At 63.5% G+C, this 21,831-nt stretch carries 22 protein-coding genes; 1 reads left to right on the plus strand and 21 read right to left on the minus strand.

The genetic code is table 11. From position 1 onward, the window contains the following. Position 1 precedes the first annotated feature (1 nt). The 12 genes from ACX80M_RS04100 to ACX80M_RS04155 form a co-directional block, all read right to left on the minus strand. Positions 2 to 433 carry a DUF2550 domain-containing protein gene (locus tag ACX80M_RS04100; RefSeq protein ID WP_252600084.1) on the minus strand — a complete coding sequence of 144 codons (432 nt, stop codon included), beginning with the start codon at positions 431 to 433 and terminating at the stop codon, positions 2 to 4. 10 nt (positions 434 to 443) lie between these two features. Beyond that, a complete protein-coding gene (locus ACX80M_RS04105) occupies positions 444 to 728 on the minus strand; it encodes a F0F1 ATP synthase subunit epsilon (protein WP_056349400.1) in 285 nt (94 codons plus the stop codon). A gap of 1 nt (position 729) precedes the next feature. Next, the gene (gene atpD / locus ACX80M_RS04110; RefSeq protein ID WP_252600085.1) at positions 730 to 2,184 is read right to left on the minus strand and encodes a F0F1 ATP synthase subunit beta; all 1,455 of its coding nucleotides are present in this window, start codon (positions 2,182 to 2,184) and stop codon (positions 730 to 732) included. An 80-nt stretch (positions 2,185 to 2,264) separates the two neighbouring features. Continuing rightward, positions 2,265 to 3,158, minus strand: coding sequence for a F0F1 ATP synthase subunit gamma (locus ACX80M_RS04115; RefSeq protein ID WP_459308964.1), 894 nt, complete (start codon positions 3,156 to 3,158; stop codon positions 2,265 to 2,267). A 74-nt stretch (positions 3,159 to 3,232) separates the two neighbouring features. Next, entirely contained in the window at positions 3,233 to 4,870 is a 1,638-nt protein-coding gene (gene atpA / locus ACX80M_RS04120; protein ID WP_459309079.1) for a F0F1 ATP synthase subunit alpha, read from the minus strand. A gap of 83 nt (positions 4,871 to 4,953) precedes the next feature. Next, positions 4,954 to 5,781 carry a F0F1 ATP synthase subunit delta gene (locus tag ACX80M_RS04125; RefSeq protein WP_252600087.1) on the minus strand — a complete coding sequence of 276 codons (828 nt, stop codon included), beginning with the start codon at positions 5,779 to 5,781 and terminating at the stop codon, positions 4,954 to 4,956. Beyond that, entirely contained in the window at positions 5,781 to 6,338 is a 558-nt protein-coding gene (locus tag ACX80M_RS04130; protein WP_252609854.1) for a F0F1 ATP synthase subunit B, read from the minus strand. The genes ACX80M_RS04125 and ACX80M_RS04130 overlap by 1 nt, the downstream gene beginning before the upstream one ends. 56 nt (positions 6,339 to 6,394) lie before the next feature. After that, positions 6,395 to 6,610, minus strand: a complete 216-nt coding sequence (atpE, locus tag ACX80M_RS04135) for an ATP synthase F0 subunit C (RefSeq protein WP_056349415.1) — start codon at positions 6,608 to 6,610, stop codon at positions 6,395 to 6,397. 79 nt (positions 6,611 to 6,689) lie between these two features. Next, the gene (atpB, locus tag ACX80M_RS04140; protein WP_056349417.1) at positions 6,690 to 7,490 is read right to left on the minus strand and encodes a F0F1 ATP synthase subunit A; all 801 of its coding nucleotides are present in this window, start codon (positions 7,488 to 7,490) and stop codon (positions 6,690 to 6,692) included. Positions 7,491 to 7,571: 81 nt separating this feature from the next. Beyond that, the gene (locus tag ACX80M_RS04145; RefSeq protein ID WP_459308968.1) at positions 7,572 to 7,910 is read right to left on the minus strand and encodes a hypothetical protein; all 339 of its coding nucleotides are present in this window, start codon (positions 7,908 to 7,910) and stop codon (positions 7,572 to 7,574) included. Continuing rightward, positions 7,903 to 8,385 carry a hypothetical protein gene (locus ACX80M_RS04150; protein WP_056349423.1) on the minus strand — a complete coding sequence of 161 codons (483 nt, stop codon included), beginning with the start codon at positions 8,383 to 8,385 and terminating at the stop codon, positions 7,903 to 7,905. Before ACX80M_RS04150 ends, ACX80M_RS04145 begins: the two co-directional genes overlap by 8 nt. Before the next feature lie 93 nt (positions 8,386 to 8,478). Next, positions 8,479 to 9,591 (minus strand): MraY family glycosyltransferase, encoded by a 1,113-nt coding sequence (locus ACX80M_RS04155; protein WP_252565138.1) that lies wholly within the window; start codon positions 9,589 to 9,591, stop codon positions 8,479 to 8,481. Positions 9,592 to 9,884: 293 nt separating this feature from the next. Between ACX80M_RS04155 and ACX80M_RS04160 the strand changes: the two genes are divergently transcribed. Beyond that, on the plus strand, positions 9,885 to 10,781 hold the full coding sequence (locus tag ACX80M_RS04160; protein WP_252609850.1) for a glycosyltransferase: 897 nt from the start codon (positions 9,885 to 9,887) through the stop codon (positions 10,779 to 10,781). Here ACX80M_RS04160 and ACX80M_RS04165 read toward each other — a convergent pair. From ACX80M_RS04165 to lysA, 9 genes are all read right to left on the minus strand, one after another. Further along, entirely contained in the window at positions 10,778 to 11,536 is a 759-nt protein-coding gene (locus tag ACX80M_RS04165; RefSeq protein WP_252609849.1) for a WecB/TagA/CpsF family glycosyltransferase, read from the minus strand. The two genes, ACX80M_RS04160 and ACX80M_RS04165, sit on opposite strands and share 4 nt — an antisense overlap. Next, a complete protein-coding gene (locus ACX80M_RS04170) occupies positions 11,533 to 12,336 on the minus strand; it encodes an L-threonylcarbamoyladenylate synthase (protein ID WP_252600091.1) in 804 nt (267 codons plus the stop codon). The genes ACX80M_RS04165 and ACX80M_RS04170 overlap by 4 nt, the downstream gene beginning before the upstream one ends. Before the next feature lie 15 nt (positions 12,337 to 12,351). Further along, positions 12,352 to 13,221, minus strand: a complete 870-nt coding sequence (prmC, locus tag ACX80M_RS04175; protein ID WP_104061165.1) for a peptide chain release factor N(5)-glutamine methyltransferase — start codon at positions 13,219 to 13,221, stop codon at positions 12,352 to 12,354. Between the two features lie 12 nt (positions 13,222 to 13,233). After that, entirely contained in the window at positions 13,234 to 14,307 is a 1,074-nt protein-coding gene (gene prfA / locus ACX80M_RS04180) for a peptide chain release factor 1 (RefSeq protein ID WP_058932004.1), read from the minus strand. 108 nt (positions 14,308 to 14,415) lie between these two features. Further along, positions 14,416 to 16,635, minus strand: coding sequence for a transcription termination factor Rho (gene rho, locus ACX80M_RS04185; protein WP_459308972.1), 2,220 nt, complete (start codon positions 16,633 to 16,635; stop codon positions 14,416 to 14,418). A gap of 296 nt (positions 16,636 to 16,931) precedes the next feature. After that, a complete protein-coding gene (gene thrB / locus ACX80M_RS04190; protein ID WP_252600094.1) occupies positions 16,932 to 17,906 on the minus strand; it encodes a homoserine kinase in 975 nt (324 codons plus the stop codon). Between the two features lie 2 nt (positions 17,907 to 17,908). Next, on the minus strand, positions 17,909 to 19,015 hold the full coding sequence (gene thrC, locus ACX80M_RS04195; RefSeq protein WP_141140976.1) for a threonine synthase: 1,107 nt from the start codon (positions 19,013 to 19,015) through the stop codon (positions 17,909 to 17,911). Continuing rightward, positions 19,016 to 20,332 (minus strand): homoserine dehydrogenase, encoded by a 1,317-nt coding sequence (locus ACX80M_RS04200; RefSeq protein WP_252600095.1) that lies wholly within the window; start codon positions 20,330 to 20,332, stop codon positions 19,016 to 19,018. Further along, positions 20,325 to 21,830, minus strand: coding sequence for a diaminopimelate decarboxylase (gene lysA, locus ACX80M_RS04205; protein WP_252600096.1), 1,506 nt, complete (start codon positions 21,828 to 21,830; stop codon positions 20,325 to 20,327). The genes ACX80M_RS04200 and lysA overlap by 8 nt, the downstream gene beginning before the upstream one ends. Position 21,831: the final 1 nt, after the last annotated feature.

Genomic DNA, 21,831 nt, shown 5'->3' on the forward strand with positions numbered 1-21,831 from the left:
GCTAGCGCCAGGTACCCACGCCGATGACCGGCCCGGCTTCCAGCCAGGAGGACAGCCCCGCGTACGCATCGAATTTCATGGCCAGCCGCAAATCCTGGCCTTCGTACCGCAGTTCAACAATCACGACGTCGGGCTGGACCTTCACGGCCTCGGCCTCGGTGGGCTTGCGGCGGCCCAGCAGCTCCAGGGAGCTGCGCTTGAACTTATGTTTGGGACGCACACTCAGTGACAGCAGGCGGAACCATTCAAGGTCGTTATCCTGATAACGACAAACCCCCATCTGCCAGCTGTTTCCAGCAACGCAAATGGAGGCGTCCACTGTGCCAAGGGCGCGCCGCAGATTGAAGCGGCGCACCCCCGAAAGGCCCAGTGCGAAAATCAGCAATCCGAAAACGATTGCCAAGGAGATGAACGTAAAAGTCGGAGCGTCCATCAAGGTCGTGCTAGCGGATCCCAGCAGTAGCCGCGTCACCCAGTTGGGCGTTGTCAGCAACAATCACCACGCGGTTGTTGTCGACGGAGAAGAATCCGCCGTCAACAGCCACGGCAATGCGGTTCCCGGAAACCGGCTCGATGGCCAGTTCACCTTCGGCCAGGATCGCCAGCAGGGGCGAGTGGCCGGGCAGGATTCCGATTTCACCATCGCTGGTGCGGGCCTTGACCATCTTGGCCGCTCCAGACCACACGAAGTGATCCGCTGCGACAATCTCAACCTCAAGCTCAGCCATACTACTTGGTCTGTTCCTGGATCTTGGCCCACTGGCGCTCGACATCGTCCAGGCCGCCGACGTTGAAGAACGCCTGCTCGGCTACGTGGTCGAAGTCGCCGTCGCAGATAGCGGTGAAGCCTTCAACCGTGTCCTTGATGGTGACGGTGGAGCCTTCGACGCCGGTGAACTGCTTGGCGGTGTAGGTGTTCTGGGAGAGGAACTGCTGGATGCGGCGTGCACGCGACACGACGATCTTGTCCTCTTCCGACAGTTCGTCAACGCCGAGGATGGCGATGATGTCCTGGAGTTCCTTGTTCTTCTGCAGGATCTGCTTCACACGGACAGCCGTGGTGTAGTGGTCCTGACCGATGTACTGCGGGTCCAGGATGCGGGACGTCGACGTCAGCGGGTCAACGGCCGGGTACAGACCACGGGAAGCAATTTCACGGGAAAGTTCCGTGGTTGCGTCGAGGTGTGCGAAGGTCGTGGCCGGGGCCGGGTCGGTGTAGTCATCTGCGGGGACGTAGATGGCCTGCATCGAGGTGATCGAGTGGCCCTTGGTGGACGTGATGCGCTCCTGGAGGAGACCCATCTCGTCTGCCAGGTTGGGCTGGTAGCCCACGGCCGAAGGCATACGGCCGAGGAGGGTGGAAACCTCGGAGCCTGCCTGGGTGAAGCGGAAGATGTTGTCGATGAAGAGCAGCACGTCCTGGTTCTGCACATCGCGGAAGTATTCCGCCATGGTCAGAGCGGACAGTGCAACACGCAGACGCGTTCCCGGCGGCTCATCCATCTGGCCGAATACAAGGGCGGTGTCCTTCAGGACGCCAGCCTCTTCCATTTCAACCCAGAGGTCGTTACCTTCACGGGTACGCTCGCCGACACCGGCGAATACCGAGGTACCACCGAAGTTGCGGGCCACACGGGTGATCATTTCCTGGATCAGAACCGTCTTGCCCACGCCGGCGCCACCGAAGAGGCCGATCTTTCCACCCTTGATGTACGGGGTGAGAAGGTCAATGACCTTGATGCCGGTTTCCATCATCTCGGTGGAACCCTCAAGCGTCGCGAAGGCCGGAGCCTTGCGGTGGATGGGCCAGCGCTCGGTGATCTCGAGTTCCGACTCAGCCACGTCAAGCGGCTGGCCGAGGACGTTGAAGATGTGTCCCTTGACGACGTCGCCGACCGGCACGGAAATGGGGGCTCCGGTGTCCACGACAGCGGTACCGCGGACCAGGCCGTCGGTTGCCTGCAGGGAGATGGCGCGAATGACGTTATCGCCGAGGTGCAGGGCAACCTCGAACGTGATCGTCTTGGTCTCACCGTTGAGGGTAATCTCCGTGGTGAGGGCGTTGTAAATCGAGGGGATTGCGTCAGCCGGGAATTCGACGTCGACAACCGGGCCAATAACACGTGCAATACGGCCGGTAGCACCGGTCGTCGCGGCTACGTGTTCGGTAGCAGTGGCAGTCATCTCTCTCACTTCACTCAGTAGATGGCGTAGGGGTTAAGTTTACTTTGGTGCAGGTACAGCTGGATCCGGGCTCGTGGAGGCTAGGACGCGTTCAACGCGTCAGCACCGGCCACGATCTCGGAAAGCTCCTGCGTAATTTCAGCCTGGCGGGCAGTGTTGCGCAGACGCGTGAACTTCTTGATGAGGTCCGTGGCATTGTCGCCGGCGGACTTCATTGCCCGCTGGCGGGCAGCGAGCTCCGAAGCTGCTGCCTGCAACATGGCGGCGAAAATGCGTGACTCGATGTAGCGCGGGAGCAGGGCATCAAGAACCTGCTCCGCTTCCGGCTCGAATTCGTAGAGCGGCAGGAGGTCCGAATCGGACGCCGCCTGCTCTTCGACAACCTCAAGCGGAAGAAGACGGATAACCGTCGGCTCCTGCGTCACCATGGACTTGAAGCGGGTGTAAACGACATGGATCTCGTCTACGCCGCCCTCTTCGTAGTCTGCAGCGAAGGCTTCGAGCAATGCCGCGCCGACCTCACGTGCAGTTCCAAACTCCGGCGCGTCAGTGTTGCCGGTCCACACGCGCTCGTAAGAAAGGTTGCGGAAGTCGAAGTACGCCTGAGCCTTGCGGCCCATCACGTACGTCTTGACTTCTTTGCCCTCCTCGTGGAGCAGCTCGGTGAGACCGACCGCCTGCTTAAGCACGGTCGCCGAGTAGGATCCTGCAAGGCCGCGGTCTGCACTGATAACCAGAACAGCTGCCCGGCGGATTTGCGTCGGCTCGGTGACCAGCGGGTGGTCGATTTCGCTCTGGCTTGCAACAGCAGAAACGGCACGCGTAATCGCGTTTGCGTAAGGCAGTGAAGCCGCTACGCGTGCGCGGGCCTTGCCAATGCGCGAGGTAGCGATCAGTTCCATCGCCTTGAAGATCTTGCGCATCGACGTGGTCGAGCTGATCTTCTGGCGGTAGACCCGAATCTGGGCTCCCATACTTTTCCTTTCCTAAGATCCCGGTGGCCGGGACTGCCGGAACCTCGGGGTTCCGACAGTCCCTGCCAGCGAAACTAGCGCTTCTGCTTGACGATCTTTTCCTGGTCTACATCGGCTTCCGAGATAGCTTCGTGCTCCTCGTGGCCGGCGCCTACCAGGCGGTTGTCACCTTCACCGAAGAAGCCCTTTTTGAAGGCCACAATCGCGGTCTTCAGTGCTTCAGCGGTGTCATCGTCCATAACGTTGGTCTGCGCCAGCGTGGTCAGGATGGAGGACTTGTGCTTGAGGTGCTCCAGGAATTCGGTCTCAAAGCGGTTGATGTCCTCAACCGGAACCTCGTCGAGGTGGCCGTTGGTACCTGCCCAGATGGACACAACCTGGTTCTCGATCGGGAACGGTGAGTACTGGCCCTGCTTGAGCAGTTCCATCAGGCGGGCGCCGCGGGTCAGCTGCTGGCGCGATGCGGCATCGAGGTCCGATGCGAACATGGCGAAAGCCTGCATGTCGCGGTACTGGGCCAGTTCCAGCTTCAAAGTACCGGAGACCTTCTTCATGGACTTGACCTGCGCAGCACCACCCACGCGGGACACAGAGACACCCACGTCGACGGCCGGACGCTGGTTGCCGTTGAAGAGGTCCGACTGCAGGAAGATCTGGCCATCGGTAATGGAGATCACGTTGGTCGGGATGTAGGCAGAGACGTCGTTTGCCTTGGTTTCGATGAGCGGCAGGCCGGTCATCGAGCCGGCACCGAGCTCGTCGGAGAGCTTGGCACAACGCTCCAGCAGGCGGGAGTGCAAGTAGAAGACGTCGCCCGGGTAGGCTTCGCGTCCCGGCGGGCGGCGCAGCAGCAGTGAAACTGCACGGTAGGCCTCGGCCTGCTTGGAGAGGTCATCGAACACGATGAGGACGTGCTTGCCGCCGTACATCCAGTGCTGGCCGATGGCCGAACCGGCGTACGGTGCCAAGTACTTGAAGCCTGCCGGGTCAGACGCGGGGGAAGCCACAATGGTGGTGTACTCCAGTGCGCCGTTGTCCTCGAGGGTCTGACGGACAGCCGCGATGGTGGATGCCTTCTGACCGATTGCCACATAGATGCAACGCACCTGCTTGGTCACATCGCCGGAAGCCCAGTTGGCCTTCTGGTTGATGATGGTGTCGATGGCGATAGCCGACTTGCCGGTCTGGCGGTCACCGATGATCAGCTGACGCTGACCGCGGCCGATCGGGATCATGGCGTCGATAGCCTTCAGACCGGTCTGCATCGGTTCGTGAACCGACTTGCGCTGGGTCACGCCGGGCGCCTGGAGTTCCAGTGCACGGGTGGTTTCGGCCTTGATTTCGCCGAGGTCGTCGATGGGCTGGCCCAAGGGGTCAACCACGCGGCCGAGGAAGGCGTCGCCTACCGGTACGGACAGAACCTGACCCGTGCGGTGGACTTCCTGGCCTTCTTCGATTCCGGTGAAGTCACCGAGTACGATGACACCGATCTCGCGGACGTCAAGGTTCTGGGCCAGGCCCAGTGTGCCGTCTTCAAAGCGAAGCAGCTCGTTCGCCATGACCGAGGGAAGGCCCTCAACACGGGCGATGCCGTCACCTGCGGTTGTTACACGGCCAACCTCTACGCGCTCAGCGTTTCCGGGTTCGTAGGACGCCGCGAACTCGTTCAACGCATTACGGACGTCGTCGGCGTTGATGGTCAATTCGGCCATCTGCAGTCCCTGCTCTCCTGTTTTCGTGATCATCGTTGCTCACGATGACCGGGGTTTCGTTTCGTTAAGTTGTGCTTGTCCGGCTATCCGGCCAGTTGGCGGTGAAGCTGTCCCAGCCGGGTTATAACCGAAGCGTCGAGCACTTCGTCACCCACCTGGACACGGATTCCGCCGATCAGTTCAGGATCAACGGTGATGTTGATCTTGAGCTCGCGACCGTACAGGGAATTAAGCCCTGCCTGGAGGCGAGCGAACTGCGTCTCCGTCAAGGGACGGGTGACGCTGACCGTTGCAATCCAGCGCTGTTGCCGTTTGGCTGCCAGCTCGGCGAACCGGGCTACGAGCCGCGTCGGCTTGATGCCGCGGGGCTGGGAAACTGCCTGCGCGATGAGGACTTTTGCTTCCTCGCCTGCGCCGGGATGCAGCTTCTGCGCCAACCCGGTCTTCGCTGCAGCACTGGCCTGCGGCTCAGACAGAGCACGTTGTACCTCGTGGTTGGAGGCAACGGCCTGGTTGAAGGAGAACAGATCGTTCTCCAGCTCTTCCAGCCCAGAGATTCCGGAGGCAGAAACGGCCGACTTGTTTTCAGCAACGGCGATAACCACCGTTGCGGCAAGCGTCTCGAGTGCATCGCCGATATCTCGGGCCGATGCCCAGCGTGAACTGGCCAGTCCGCCCGCGATGTCCGCAGCCTCAGCGGAGACTTTTCCGCCAACAAGCTGCCTGACAAGCGCCGACTTTTCGTCACCGGTGCGGGACGGGTCAGTCAGGGCGCGGCGCAAGCCAGCCGAGCTGTCCACCGTTCCCAGGATTCCGAAGAGTTCCTTAGCCAACTGCAGCGAGGCCAACGGAAGCTTTGCTTCCAGTTGGGTCAGCGCCGTGGTCAGCGATTCGCTCGATACACCTGACATTACTTAGCTGCACCTGCGTTCTGGTTCTCCAGATCTGCCAGGAAGCGGTCAACCACACGGGCAGAACGCTCGTCATCGTTGAGTGCTTCGCCAACGATGCGGCCTGCCAGCGTGGTGGCCAGCGTGCCTACCTCGGAGCGCAGAGACACAACTGCGGCCTGGCGCTCCGATTCGATCTGCACGTGTGCCTGGGCCGTGATGCGGGCAGACTCAGAGGCGGCCTTTTCCTTCAGATCTGCAAGGATCTGGGCGCCTTCTGCACGGGCTTCCTCGCGGATGCGGTTGGCCTCGGCACGGGCATCGGTCAGCTGCTGCTTGTACTCTTCGAGTGCTGCAGAAGCCTCTGCCTGCGCCTTTTCTGCCTTGGCAATGCCACCTTCAATGGCCTCGGCACGCTCTGCAAACGTCTTCTCGAACATCGGGACAACGAACTTGACCACGATGTACATGAGGACAGCAAAGCCGGCGAGAACGACGCCCATTTCCCAGACGTTGGGAACGAGCGGGTTGGTCGCCTCGGCGCCTTCCACGGCGGCTGAGATGATCGTTTGATACATAATTCACCCGTCCTTATCTACTCGGTTCTGGATGTTCGCTTGGTTCTGAAGTCAGACTAGAGAACGAAAGCGAAGACCAGGCCGAGGATGGCGAGGGCTTCAGTCAGGGCGAGGCCGAGGAATGCGATCGGCTGCAGGACGCGCTGGGCTTCCGGCTGACGTGCTACGCCGTTGATGTAAGCAGCGAACACGAGGCCAACACCGATACCACCGCCGATTGCGGACAGTCCGTAGCCGATGAGGTTGAGGGAGCCGTTGATGGTGCCTTCCATTTTTCTTCCTTTCAAGATGCCATCTATGTGGCAGGTTGTTTGGGTTGCTTCATCCCCGTGAGGGGAAGTTTGTGGGTGCCTAGTGGCTGTCCGCGTGCAGGGCGCCTTCGATGTAAATGGCGGTCAGCAGCGTGAAGACGTAGGCCTGCAGGGCCATGATCAGTGCTTCCAGCATGTACATGGCAACTGCGCCGGCGATGACCAGAAGGGAGGTTCCCTTGAGCAGGATGTTCTCCTGCATCACCAGGAACTCAATGCCGGAACCGGCGATCATGACGATCAAGTGTCCTGCCAGCATGGTGGCAAAGAGACGGAGGCTGTGTGTGACCGGCCGGACTAGGAAGTTCGAGATGATCTCGATCGGGATCACAATCGGGAGAATGTAGACCGGGACGCCGGACGGCACGGTGGCCAGCTTGAAATACTTCAGGCCGTTCTTCTTGATGCCGATGGCAATCCAGGTGACGTACACAATGCCCGCGAGGACATAGGCGCCGCCAACGTGCGAGAAGCTTGGGAGCTGGATCACGGGAATGGCGCCGTAGATGTTGTTCACCAGAATGAAGAAGAAAAGGCTGAACAACAGCGGGACATACTTCATGAAATCTTTGCCGCCGATAATGTCTTTTGCAATGCCGTTTCGGACAAAGCCATAAGCCATTTCACCAGCGAACTGGAGCTTGCCGGGAACAAGCTGCTGCTTCCGCGCAGCTAGCAGAAAGAATGTGGCGATAATGACGACCGATAGGATTACCAGCAGCATCTGCTTGGAGAATCCGTCAGCCACCCCCCACGGCAGGATTGCCGGCAGGTGCATTTCTTCAATTCCAGGAGGATTGAACTCTCCTGAATCTTGGGCCGGGAGCGCAAGCGCGATCAACGCGTTTCCTCTCTGCAGTGTCCATCATTGGGCGTTGGTCGAGGACCCGCGGAATTGTGCTCCGCAGCTCCCCCTGTGAAATTATTTGGCATTTGTGTTTCCGTCCGCGGACGGGCCGCTGTCTGCGCCGCTCTTACCTGCCGTGGTTCTGGAACTGGTAAGGCCATGCATGTGGGAAAGATAGAAACCTCCGAGAGCTCCAAGCAGAGCGCCTGCGAGCACGATCCAGCGGGTTCCCCACAGATAATCCAGACCCCACCCTATCAAACTCCAGACGATGATTCCGCCAATAATGTAGCTAAAGACGGCCATTCCGGCGTTGTATCCGCCGTCGTTGTTTTCGGCCGACACCCCCGGCGTGGGCGCAGCCCTCTTGGGCACGGAGGAACCGTTTTTCGCTGTTCGTTTCCGATCAGGCATCGTTCGGCTCCTTGGGCTCGGGGTCGTTGTAAATCTGCAGGCGCGCCTTGCTGAAGCCATAGATTTCGGCAGCCTGCCAGAAGACAACAGTGGCAACGGCACCAATCAGGAACCATCGGTCGTGAAGCCAGGCAGGTGCTCCGATCACAAACAGGACAACCGCGAAACCCACGACCTTGACAAAGTAGGTGGCCGCGAACATTCCGATGGCACCGGAGGGGTTGTTGCGCCCCACGAAGTGGCCCACGAGAAGACTGATGGCGAAGAAGAGCATCACCAGGAGGCCGCCCAAAGTACTGGACAGAACGCCGCTGGGGCCGTTCAGGATCACAGCCGGGATGCCCGCCAGAATCAGTGCGCCTGCACCGGCAGCTGAACTGAGTGCGAGGAGGCGAAGCCACAGCGAGCGCGTGGGACCGGAAACACCAACGGGTCCGCTGCCGGACGAACGTCCGGGTTCGGCGTTGGAGGTCATAAGATCCCAATCGTCGGCGCCCTGGGGCTGGGTGGAGGGGCAGCTTGGGCTGCCCCTAAATTCTACACGAGATAGAAATAAATCCGAACGCCGTTACGCCGGCGACTGGTCACTGTGGCGGCGCAGGTAAGGCCAGGCCGTAATCAGGCCCATGACCAGCGTGGCGAAGATGTCGGCGGCCAATACAACTTGCCAAGGGAAGACTGCAAAGGCCAATCCCCCGAAGGACAGGACGGCGGTCCAGAGGTACATCAGGATCACGGCCGTCCGGTGCGAGTAACCGATATCCAGCAGCTTGTGGTGGAGGTGGCCTCGGTCTGCGGACCATGGCGAACGTCCCCGCGCTGTCCGGCGGACGACGGCGAGGCCCAGGTCAAGCAGTGGCAGGAACAGCACGGCGAAGGGCAGCAGAATCGGTATGACTGTGGAGATACCGTTGGCGCGGTCGTACAGCCCTGAGGTGATCTGGCCTGTGGAGACGATGCCGGCGGCTGCCATCAGCAGGCCGATCAGCATGGCACCGGAATCGCCCATAAAGATCTTGGACGGGAACCAGTTGTGCGGCAGGAAGCCGATGCAACTGCCAACGACGACGGCGGTGAGCAGGGTGGCCAGGTCCGAATAGTCCAACAGGACGGCATTCCGGTGCACCCAGTACGCCGTGAAGAAGAAGGCAGTTCCGCCGATGATGGCCACGCCGGCGGCCAGCCCGTCGAGGCCGTCAATGAAGTTGAAGGCGTTCATGGTTGTCACGATGAGCCCGGCCGTAAGCACGACGCGGAGCAGTTCGTTCTCCAGGTAGATCGGCTCCGGAACCCACGGGACAATGGTCATCCGGACGCCCCAAATGGCCACCACCAGGGCTGCGGCGCTCTGGCCGATGAGCTTCACCCACCAACGGATATCCAGGAGGTCATCCGCGATCCCCACGAGCACGATCAGTGCCGCGCCCGCCAGGACGCCCCACGGCGAGAAGTTGTTCCGGTAGATGTCCTTGACGAAGAAGGACTGGCTGGCCACGAGGAGGGCCACCAGCACGCCGAGGAAGATGGCAACCCCGCCCAGCCGGGACACCGGCGTCGTATGCATGTCACGGCTGCGGATGGGGGCGTGGAGTTCAAGCCGGTGCCCGATGACGCGGGCACCCCAGGTGGCTCCGTAGGACACGACGGCAGCCGTCAGCCCCATAAGCAGGTACATAATCATGCGATAGCGGCCGTTTCGTCGGTGTGCGGCGCAACCCTGCGGGTGCGCACAGGCATGGACAGCGGCCCGAACAGGTGGTCCTCGATCGATGGGCTCACTGGCGGGGAATCTGACTTTCGATAAATGAAACTTCTCCGTCGCCGGGCGCGCAGCAGGCAGTGCTTGGTGCCTTACAGGGCTGTATTACAGTGGACTCTAGTCAAGATACTAGCGCCAACGGCTCCATGGCTTCGCGCCACACTGGCGCATTGCGAGCGGGGAATCCCCTGTAGGCCATGCTGAAAGGAATCCCCATGACCGTCCGGGTTGCAGTTGCCGCCGTGACATTTAACCGTCATAAAGAGCTGTCCGTCCTGCTGGACGCCATTAATGCGCAGTCCGCGGCAGTGGACACCATCTGCCTTGTCGACAGCGGCACGGACCCCGCACGCGATGTTGCCGCGCGGCACCCAAATGTTGATTACGTCCGTTCCGAAGCGAACCTCGGCGGGGCAGGCGGCTTTGCCCTCGCCGCGCTGAAGGCGGTGGCCAGCGGAGCCAAATGGGTCTGGATGATGGACGACGACGCCGAGCCGGCAGATCCCGAATGCCTCGCCACGCTGCTGCGTGAGGCTGAGGCACGCGACCTTGAAGCCGTGGTCCCGCTGGTGGTTGCCCCCGGCCATCCCGACCGGCTGTCCTTCTTCTTCCGGCTGGACGGGAAAGTCACCCATGACCGGGCCGAACTGGAAAAAGTAGGTTTCCTACCCAACGACGGACACTTCTTCAACGGTGCCCTGATCAGGTCCGACGTGTTTTTCAAGGTGGGCCTGCCGGACATGCGCCTCTTCATCCGCGGCGACGAGGTGGACTTCACCATCCGCCTCCGCAAGGCGGGCATCCGGTTCGGCACGGTGACCACCACCGCCATCACCCACCCGCATGCGTTTTCCGAGACGAAGCACGTCTTTGGTGCACGATGGCATGTGATCGTGCCGGATTCGGCGTTCAAACGTTACTACTACTACCGCAACCGCGGGTACCTGATCCGGCGCTATTTCCGGGTTAAGTCGCTGGTGGCCGACGTCGGCGGCTATCTTGGCTACTTTGCGCAGCGCCGTGACCTGAAGGGACTGCTTGCCTGGGCAAGTTCCTTCTCGAAGGGACTGCGTGCCAAGGGCTTCGCGCCGCTGGAGGACCAGAAGTTCTAGGACACGCGCCGCAGCCGGCGGCGGGCCAGCAGCCACAGCAGCACCCACGGCTCGCCAAACACGCGGTACGCCACGCGGCGGGGATGCAGCAGCAGGCGCCATGCCCACTCAAGCCCGAGCCTCCCGAGCCATCGAGGTGCAAGCTTCTGGATTCCGGCCAGCTGGTCGATAGCGCCGCCCACCGTGCAGTAGATGGCCGGCGGGAGCGTGTCGAGCTGGCGCTGCAGCACTGATTCCTGCAGCGGCATTCCCAACCCGAGCAGGACGAGCTGGGGCTGCTGCTCCGCGAGCCAGCGCACAGCGGCCGTTTCGACGTCGTCGTTCCAGCCTTCGCCGGGCAGGCCCGCTATCGTGGCACCGGGAACAATGCTCCGGAGTTTTTCGACAGCCAAGGCGTTCGCCTCGGCGCCGGCGCCAACCACCGCAATCCGCTTCAGGCCGGCAACCTTGCCCAGGGACGGCAACCAGTCCGTGGAACCCAGCCGGTACTCCATGACCGGCCCCACGGCATTCCCCGTCCGGCTCCACAGCCAGAGCACCGGTGCCCCGTCGAGGAGCACCACGTCGCTCTCCTCATAAACGGAACGAAAGCCGGCGTCGGAATGTGTCAGCGTGACACTGTGCAGGTTATGTCCGACGACGGTCCGCTTGGTCCCGTCGGCGACGAACCCCGCCAGCACCTCAAGCAGGTCGTCAACCTTGAGCGGCGTGGCGTCCACGCCCAGGACGGGGATGTGCTGGCGTGCCAGGCTCACCCGTCAGTCTCCCGAACCGGCGCGGACGGCTCGTTGGCAGCTTTTTCAGCTGCCGGCTCTTCAGCGGCCGGCCCTTCAGCGGCTGATTCGGCCGGCAGAGCGACTTCTTCAGATTCTTCCTCGGGCTCAGCCATCGGAATCTCGCCCAGGCCCAAGACGCCCGGAACGTGCGCCCGGAGTTGCTCCAGGGACACAGCGCCGTTGCGCACCACGCGCAGGAGCGTCCCGGTGGCATCCACGATTGTGGAGGGCACGGCGTCAGTTCCTTCCACAGGCCGGAAACCGCCTTCGAGGTAGACCTCCACGGACTCCGCGAGCTGGGCACGTGCCTCCGCGGCGGTCTGTGCCGGCGGCTGGCCGGTCCGGTTGGCGGAGGAAACGGCCAGCGGACCGGTCAGCGTCAGGAGTTCCTGGGCCACCTCGTCGGCGGGCATACGCAGGGCCACCGTTCCCTGGGTCTCACCCAGGTCCCAGTCCAGTGACGGCTGGGCGTGCAGAATCAGGGTCAGTCCCCCCGGCCAGAACGCCTCGGCGAGCTTGCGGGCATCAGCGGAAACATCTGTGGCCAGGCCGTCCAGCGCGTTGATCCGGGGAATCAGTACCGGCGGCGGCATGGTGCGGCTGCGCCCTTTGGAGGCCAACAGCATGGTGACGGCCTGCGGCGAAAAGGCGTCGGCGGCAATTCCGTAGACCGTGTCCGTGGGGAACACCACGCACTTCTTTTCGCTGATGGCACGCTGGGCATGCTCCAGGCCAAGGGCGCGCTGATCCTCGGACGTGCAGTTGTAGGTTGTGGTCACTGGCCTATTCTTTCATCACTCGTGGTGCGGACCGGCAAGGACGGCGCTCGTGGCGCGTTCCTTGCCGTTGAGGTCCAGGTGCGTGGTGATCTCCCGCCAAGCACCCGTCCGCTGCATCATGCCGGCGATCCAGCCGGCCTGGACTTCCGCGTGTTCCATCACGAAGTAGCCGCCGGGAACCAGCAGCCGGGCAGCCGAGGCGGCCGCCGCCGTCGGAAGTTCCATGCCGTCCGCTCCCCCGCCGTACAGGGCTTCGGGAGGATCGTGCAGGGCAACTTCGGGTTCATTCGGGATGGCTTCGGCGGGAATGTAGGGCGGGTTGGAGATTACGACGTCGAAGGTTCCGTTAAGTTCCGGCAGCGCGTCGCGGAGGTCCCCCAGCACCAGCTTGACGCCCAGGGGCGCCAGGTTCCGGGCCGCCCACGCGTGCGCGAACGGACTGTATTCCACGGCGTGGACTTCAGCGCCGGGCACCTCGTGGGCGATGGAGCCGGCTATTGCGCCCGAGCCCGTGCCCAGGTCAACAATCCGCGGGTGTGCCATCCCCTTGACGTGGTCGATGACCAGCTGCACAACGGACTCTGTTTCCGGCCGGGGGATAAAAACCCCCGGCCCGACGGCGAGCTCCAGATACCTGAAGTGCGCCACTCCGGTGATGTGCTGCAGCGGGATCCGTTGGGCCCGTTCAGCGACAAGTTCGGCATAGCCAACAGGCGCTGGAGTGTCCCCCAGCATCATCGCCCGGAGCCTCCCGAGCCCCACACCAAGCAGGTGGTCCGCCAGGAGTTCCGCGTCGACGCGGGGGCTGGGGACCCCGGCGTCCCGGAGGATCACCGTGGCCTCGCTGACGGCAGCCGCGAGGGACTGCCCAGACCCGAGTGTCATGGGTGCCGGCGGCTAGTCGCCGATGGCGTCCAGGCGTGCCTGTTCGTCCATCTCGATGGCGGACTGGATGACCGGTTCCAGGTCCCCGTTCATGACCTGGTCCAGGTTGTAGGCCTTGTAGCCGGTGCGGTGGTCCGCGATCCGGTTTTCCGGGTAGTTGTACGTGCGGATGCGCTCAGAACGGTCCATGGTGCGGATCTGGGATTTACGCTGGGCCGAGTTCTCGGCGTCGATGATTTCCTGCTGGTGCGCCAGAATGCGGGCGCGGAGCACGCGCATGCCGGCTTCGCGGTTCTGCAGCTGGGATTTCTCGTTCTGCATGGCCACCACGATGCCGGTGGGAAGGTGCGTGATACGGACAGCGGAGTCCGTAGTGTTCACGGACTGGCCACCGGGACCCGACGAGCGGTAGACGTCGATCTTGAGGTCGTTCTGGTTGATGTCCAGCTCTTCGGGCTCGTCAACTTCGGGAAGGACCAGGACGCCGGCGGCAGAGGTGTGGATGCGGCCCTGGGATTCGGTGACGGGCACACGCTGCACGCGGTGGACGCCGCCTTCGAACTTGAGCCGTGCGTAGACGCCCTCGGCAGGATCGTTCGAGTTGCCCTTGACGGCCATCTGGACGTCCTTGTAGCCACCGAGATCGGATTCGTTGGCCGAGATGAGTTCAGTCTTCCAGCCGCGTGATTCCGCGTACCGGGTGTACATCCGCAGGAGGTCGCCGGCGAAGAGCGCGGCTTCGTCGCCGCCTTCGCCGCCTTTGACCTCCAGGATCACATTGCGGGCGTCGTCGGGGTCCCGCGGAATGAGGAGCCTGCGCAGCTTCGCAGAAGCCTGCTCCAGCGCTTCTTCCAGCACGGGAACCTCGGCAGCAAACTCAGGGTCCTCCGAGGCCATTTCCTTCGCAGCGGCGAGGTCGTCCTCCAGGGCATGCCACTTGTTGTATGCCTCCACGATGCCATTGAGCTGCGCAGAACGCCGCCCCAGCTTCCGGGCCAGCCGCTGGTCAGCATAGACAGCAGGATCACCAAGCTGCGCCTGGATAGCATCATGCTCATCAAGCAGGCCCTGTACGGACTCAAACATTTTCAAAACCTCTTTCGACTCTTACAAGTCTAGTTTCACGAGACTTAACGACGAACCGCTCAAAATATGCCGGCCAAAGGGCCGGCATATTTTGAGCGGTGAGCGTAGCTACTTGTCGTTATCCGACTTCGCACCAAGCGTTGTCTTCTGGACCTGCATGAGGAACTCGACGTTGCTCCCGGTCTCCCGGATCTTGTTGGTCAGCAGCTCAAGGCTCTGCTGCGTTTCGAGTCCGGAAAGGACGCGCCGCAGCTTCCACATGATCTTGACTTCCTCGGGGGAAAGCAGGTTCTCTTCGCGGCGTGTGCCGGACGCGTTGACGTCCACGGCCGGGAAGATGCGTTTGTCCGCCAGCTGGCGGGACAGGCGGAGCTCCATGTTGCCGGTGCCCTTGAACTCTTCGAAGATGACCTCGTCCATCTTGGAACCGGTCTCCACGAGGGCGGTTGCCAGGATGGTCAGCGAGCCTCCGTTTTCGATGTTGCGGGCTGCACCGAAGAAACGCTTCGGCGGGTACAGCGCGGCGGAGTCGACGCCACCGGACAGGATACGGCCGGAGGCCGGTGCTGCCAGGTTGTAGGCGCGGCCCAGGCGGGTCATGGAGTCCAGGAGGACCACCACGTCCATGCCCATTTCCACCAAGCGCTTGGCGCGTTCGATGGAGAGCTCGGCCACGGTGGTGTGGTCATCGGCCGGACGGTCGAAGGTGGAGGCAATAACCTCACCCTTGACAGTGCGCTGCATGTCCGTGACTTCTTCGGGACGCTCGTCAACGAGCACCATCATGAGGTGGACCTCAGGATTATTGATGGTGATGGCGTTAGCGATGGACTGCAGGATGAGCGTCTTGCCGGCCTTCGGCGGGGAGACGATCAGGCCACGCTGGCCCTTGCCGATCGGGGCGACCAGGTCGATGACGCGGGGGCCGATCTTCTTGGGATCCGTCTCAAGGCGCAGGCGCTCGGACGGGTACAGCGGAACCAGCTTGGCGAATTCGACGCGGTCCTTGAGCTCTTCCGGCGTCTTTCCGTTGACGGAGGTGACGCGGACCAGGGCGTTGAATTTCTGGCGGGCGGTCTGCTGGCTGCGGTCTTCGCCTTCACGCGGTGCACGAATGGCACCGACGCAGGCGTCGCCCTTGCGCAGGTTGTACTTCTTGACCTGGGCGAGGGAGACGTAAACGTCGTTCGGACCCGGCAGGTAACCGGAGGTGCGGATGAACGCGTAGTTCTCCAGCACGTCCAGGATGCCAGCGACGGGCAGCAGGACGTCGTCCTCGGTGACCTCGACGTCGTCGACGTCCGGTCCCTGGGTGCGTCCCCGACGGCGGTCGTTGCGGTCGCGGAAGCGGTCGTTGCGGGAGTTGTCCCGGCTGTCCTGGCCACCCTGGCCGCCGGAGCGGTCATTGCGGTCGTTCCGGTCGCGGCGGTTGCGGCGGTTGCGGCGGCTGCCGCCGTCGGAATCGTCGTTATCGCGGCTGTCATCGCGACGGGCGCCGTCACGCTGGCCGGAGTCACGGTTGCCTGCGTTGTCGCGGCCACCATCGGTGGTCTCGCGGGCGGTGGTTTCACGAGCCGTGGTTTCACGGGCTGTGCTGTCACGGGCCGTGGTGTCGCGGGCGCCACGGGTGCGGCCGCTCTCGCGGCGGTCAGCACGCTGGCTGTCGCCGGATTCGGCGCCCTGGGTTTCCGTGCGCTGGGAATCGGCACGCTGGGTTTCGGTGCGGTCAGCCTGGCGCTGCTCAGCGGCGGGCTGCTCGGCCGGAGCCTCAGTGGCTTCTGCCTGCGTAGACGTGGCAGCCGCATCGCCGCGGCGCCGGTTCCGGGTGCGCGGCTGGCGGCGTTCGCCCTCAGCTGCTGCGCCGGCCTCAACGGGCGCTGACGCCGGAGCCTCAACGGGCGCGGCGGCCGGAGCTTCAATGGCCGTTGCCGCGGCGGGGGCCGCAACTACTCCGTCACTGACAGCGCGGCGGCTGCGTCCACGGCCACGGGCACGGGTCCCCTCAGTGGCCGGGGCCTCCGAGGTTTCGCTGGCGGCAGCCACCGGTACGGTAGCGGCCGGGGCTACGTGGTTTTCGGTCGCCTTCTCGGCAGCCTTGGCCGGGGCCTTGCTGGCTGACGTGCCTGCGCGATGGGCGGAAATGGCGGTCACCAGATCCCCCTTACGCATGCGGGATCCACCGGAAATCCCCAGCTGGCTGGCAAGTGCCTGCAGCTGGGCGAGCTTGAGGCCGGCGAGGCCACTGCTCTTGGCGGGTACGGCCGTTGACGATCCGGCAGCAGAAGTTGATGGTTCCACAGCTGAAGACAGCTCAGTGGTTTCGGTCACGAAGGATCCTTCCCCCTCGACGGCGTCCAGACTGGGAGCTGGACGCGATGATTTGATCTGGGCTGCAGTTCAGATCTGCAGCCGCATTTTCGGTCTTGCCGGTTGGATTTCGGCCAGCAGGGCCGGATACTGATTCACCTCACGCACCGATTAATGGCGGGGCGCTGGGCTGACTATTCAGGGGCAGACAATTCAGCTGCAGATTCCTGCGACAGACCAAGCAGGCGGCACCGGAAAATATTGCGCAGTAGGAGATCACTAACAACTGAATGCAGCTGCCGATCAGATAGGCGGAATTACCGCCGGTGCAAGTCCACCTTAGCACCTTCGACGTCCACTGCCAGCTTTAGCACGCGCCAGCCGATGCCCGGCGTGTTCGCCTCTGTAAAGGACTCAATAAACCCAAGGACCTCGGCGGCTTCGGCTTCGCCGTCGGCGAGAACCAGGACCGTAGGTCCGGCACCCGAAACCACTGCCGCGTGGCCCGCGTTGCGCAGTGCCCTGATGAGGGACGCGCTGGGCCGCATCGCCTCGGCCCGGTAGCTCTGGTGCAGGTAATCCTCGGTGCCGGCGTGCAGGAACTCGGGCTTCTGGGTCAGCGCATGGATCAGCAGCGCAGCCCGTCCGGAGTTCATGGCCGCGGCATGATGGCCCACAGACGCCGGCAGCAGGGCGCGCGCGGCCTCGGTGGACAATTCAAAATCGGGGACGGCCACGATGGGAATCACGGAACCGGCCACGGAAGCGCACGTGCTGCTGTACCGGTCACTGTCCTGCCATGACAGCGCCAGTCCGCCGAAAATCGCGGGCGCGACGTTGTCCGGATGGCCTTCCATCTCGCTGGTCAACTGCAGGATCCAGTCCCGCCCGCGACGCGCCGCTTCGGGCACCATGGCATTGGCGGCCGAGACGGCCGCCACCACTGCCGACGCCGATGATCCCAGGCCCCGGCCATGGGGGTTGACGTTCGTCGCCGTGATCCTGAGGCCGCCGTGCCGGTATCCAAGCCGGGAAAAGGCAGCCTCCATCGCCCTGACCACCAGGTGGCTGGCGTCCTGCGGCAGCGTGTCCGCCCCCTCACCGCTGAGCTCGAAGACGAGCTCAGCGGATTCGAGGCTTTCCACCGTCAGGGTGTCGTGCAGTGCCAGGGCGAGGCCCAGGCTGTCGTAACCCGGTCCGAGGTTTGCGCTGGTGGCCGGGACCCTGACGGTGACGCGCTGGCCTGCTTCGATGACGGGCAGGTCAACGGCGGTGGGCGAGGTGGTTTCCAAGGCTACTTTTCTTCCAGTCCCAGTTCAGCTGCGACTGTCACGACATCGTTTGAGACCTTGACCGGCTGCACTTCACTGCCGTCCTCGGTCCGGAGGGCCCACTGGGGGTCCTTGAGGCCGTGGCCGGTCACGGTGATGACGATGGTCTTGCCGGTCGGAACTTCACCGGCGGCGTGCTTCTTGAGCAGTCCGGCCACACCGGCGGCGGAGCCGGGCTCCACAAAAACGCCTTCGCGGGCGGACAGCCAGCGGTGGGCATCCAGGATCTGTTCGTCAGTCACGGCGTCGATGAATCCGCCGGACTCGTCACGTGCCGCGATGGCACCGTCCCAGGACGCCGGGTTGCCGATCCGGATGGCAGTGGCGATGGTGTCCGGTTCCGTGATGGGGTGCCCTGCCACGAACGGTGCCGCGCCGGCGGCCTGGAAGCCCCACATCTGGGGGGTTTTGGTGGATACGGCGGGCAAGGTTCCGGCCGTGTCGGATTCGAACGGCGCCGAGTACTCCTTGTAGCCCTTCCAGTACGCCGTGATGTTGCCGGCGTTGCCTACGGGCAGGACGTGGATGTCCGGAGCATCGCCGAGCGAATCAACAATCTCAAACGCGCCCGTCTTCTGGCCCTGGATGCGGGCCGGGTTCACGGAGTTGACCAGGAACACCGGGTAGGACTCCCCCAGCTTCCGTGCAATGTCCAGGCAGTTATCGAAGTTGCCGTCCACCTGGAGCAGCGTGGCGCCGTGCGCGATGGCCTGGCTCAGCTTGCCCATGGAGATCTTGCCTTCGGGGACCAGCACAGCGCATTTCAGTCCCGCTGCCGTGGCGTAGGCCGCGGCGGACGCTGAGGTGTTGCCGGTTGACGCGCACACGACGGCCTTGGCGCCGGACGCGACGGCGGCCGTCATGGCCATGGTCATGCCGCGGTCCTTGAACGAACCGGTGGGGTTCATCCCCTCGACCTTTAGGTACACCGTGGAACCGGTGAGCTCGGAGAGCTTCTGCGCGTGGACCAGCGGAGTGCCGCCTTCGCCCAGCGTGATGACCCTGGTGGATTCCGTTACGGGCAGCCGGTCAGCGTATTCGCGGATAACGCCGCGCCATTGGTGAGCCACTTAGACTCCTTCTACCCGCAGAACGGATGTCACTGAATTGATGACGTCCAGGCCTTTGACGGCCTCGACGGTGGCTGCGAGGGCAGCCTCTGATGCGCGGTGGGTAACGATCCGCAGTTCGGCAGACTCCACGTTGGACTCTGCGTCCCGGTGGATGGTCTGCCGCATGATTTCGATGGACACGCCGTGCTCCGCAAAGAGCTGGGCGATCCGGGCCAGCACGCCGGGCTGGTCAGCGACGTCCAGGCCGATGTAGTAGCTGGTGATGGCTGAGGCGATGGGCAGGGCCGGGACGTGGCCGGTGGTGGTCTCCGTGCGTCCCGGGCCGCCCAGCACAATGCGGCGGGCGGCCGAGACAAGGTCACCCAGGACGGCGGACGCCGTCGGGGTTCCGCCGGCACCCTGGCCGTAGAACATCAGCTCGCCGGCGTTTTCCGCCTCGATGAAGACCGCATTGAACGCGCCACGAACGGCGGCCAGCGGGTGCTCGCGCGGCAGCAGCGTGGGGTGCACGCGCACGGAAACGCCTTCGCCGCCGTCGGCATCCGTGAGCTTTTCGGCAATGGCCAGCAGTTTGATGACAAATCCGGCGTCCTTGGCTGCAGCGATGTCCGCCGCGCTGACGGACGTGATGCCTTCGCAGTGGACGTTCTCCAGGGCGAAGCGGGTGTGGAAGGACAGCGACGCGAGAATGGCGGCCTTGGAGGCGGCGTCGTGGCCTTCGATATCGGCGGTGGGGTCAGCTTCGGCGTAGCCAAGGCGCTGGGCCTCGGCGAGGGCGTCAGCGAACTGCGCGCCGGTGGAGTCCATCTGGTCCAGGATGAAGTTGGTGGTGCCGTTGACGATACCCAGCACGCGGGTAATGCGGTCGCCGGCCAGACTGTCCCGGATGGGGCGCAGGATGGGGATGGCACCGGCTACGGCGGCCTCGTAGGACAGCTGCACGCCGGCCTTGTCCGCCTCTTCGTAGAGAGTGGGGCCGTCCTGGGCGAGCAGGGCTTTGTTGCCGGTGACTACACAGGCGCCGTTGCGCAGCGCGGAGAGGATCAGCGTGCGGGCAGGCTCGATCCCGCCCATAAGCTCGATCACCAGGTCGGCGTCCTTGACCAGGGTGTCGGCGTCGGTGGTGAAGAGGTCCTGCGGCAGGTCCACATCCCGCTTGGCATTGACGTTGCGCACCGCGATGCCGCTGAGCTGCAGGCGGGCCCCGGTACGGGCGGCAAGGGCGTCGGCGTCCTCAATGAGAATCCGCGCAACCTGGGCCCCAACGTTGCCACAGCCCAGCAGGGCTACTTTCAGGGTTCGCAATTCAGTCATTCGGCACTCCCATGTCGCGGTTAAGCAGATCTTCTTCGGTTTCCCCGCGGACAATCAGCCGGGCAGATCCGCCGCGCACCGCGACAACGCCCGGCCGGGCCAGATAGTTGTAGTTGCTTGACAGGGCCCAGCAATAGGCGCCGGTCCCCGGTACAGCAAGCAGATCACCGGCTGCCACGTCCTCGGGCAGATATACATCTCTAACAACTATGTCGCCGCTCTCGCAATGTTTGCCCACTACGCGGGACAGCTGCGGGGACGCGGCGGACGTGCGTGAGGCCAGAATCGCCGAATAATCCGCGTCGTAGAGCACCGGGCGGGCGTTATCGCTCATGCCTCCGTCCACTGACACATAGCGGCGCGGATGCGTAACGTTCTCGTTGGCCTCTGAATCGCCCGGCGCGTCGACGCGGACAGTTTTCAGGGTACCCACCTCGTACAACGTGAAGGTGGTGCTGCCGACAATCGCGCGTCCGGGTTCGATCGAAATCCGGGGAGCAGTTATACCCAGCTCAGCACACGTGGAACGCACGACGGCGGCCATCGCCTGCGCGACGTCAGCTGCGGGGCGCGGGGTGTCCACCGGGGTATAGGCAATGCCGTAGCCGCCGCCGAGGTCCAGCTCGGGCATCACGATGGAGTACTTTTCCTGCATGGCAGCGTGGAAGCGCAGGAGCTTCTGCGCGGCGAGTTCAAAGCCGTCCGGCTCGAAGATCTGCGAGCCGATGTGGCAGTGCAGGCCCAGCAGTTCGATGCTGGCGTATTCCGTGGCCGCAGCCACGGCCTCCTCCGCTGCTGACAGTCCGGCCTGCTCGGTGGTATCCCCGGCCATGGATAGACCGAACTTCTGGTCCTCGTGGGCGGTGGCGATGAACTCGTGGGTGTGCGCGTGGACGCCGGGAGTCAGGCGCAGCATAACGTTGGCAATTTCGCCGCGGCCCGAGGCGATTTTGGCAACGCGGTCCAGCTCATCGAGGCTGTCCACCACAATTCGTCCCAGCTTCATATCCAGCGCCCGGTTGATCTCGGCGTCGGATTTGTTGTTGCCGTGCAGGCCCAGGTTTTCGCCCTTGATGCCGGCCCGGGCCGCCACCGCGAGCTCGCCGCCGGAACACGTGTCCAGCCGGAGTCCTTCGTCTGCCACCCAGGCGGCTACTGCTGTGCACAGGAAGGACTTGCCAGCATAGTAGACGTCCACTCCCCCGCAGATGTCGGCAAACGCGGCATCAAAGGCGTCCTTGAAGGAACGTGCGCGGGCCCGGAAGTCTGTCTCGCTCATCACAAAGAGCGGCGTGCCGAACTGCGCCTTGAGCTCGCTGACGGCGATGCCATCGATGGCGAGCTCACCGGCGTCGTTCTTCCGCACATCCTGCGCCCACATGGGCTCGTGGAGCGCATTCAGGTCCGCGGGAACGGCCAGCCACTCGGGAGCCAGCGGGGATCCGCTGTTGGTGTCCTCTGCTGACACCTTCTGCGTCGAAGTTTCCTGTGCCGACATC

Source organism: Pseudarthrobacter sp. MDT1-22, from assembly GCF_054511035.1.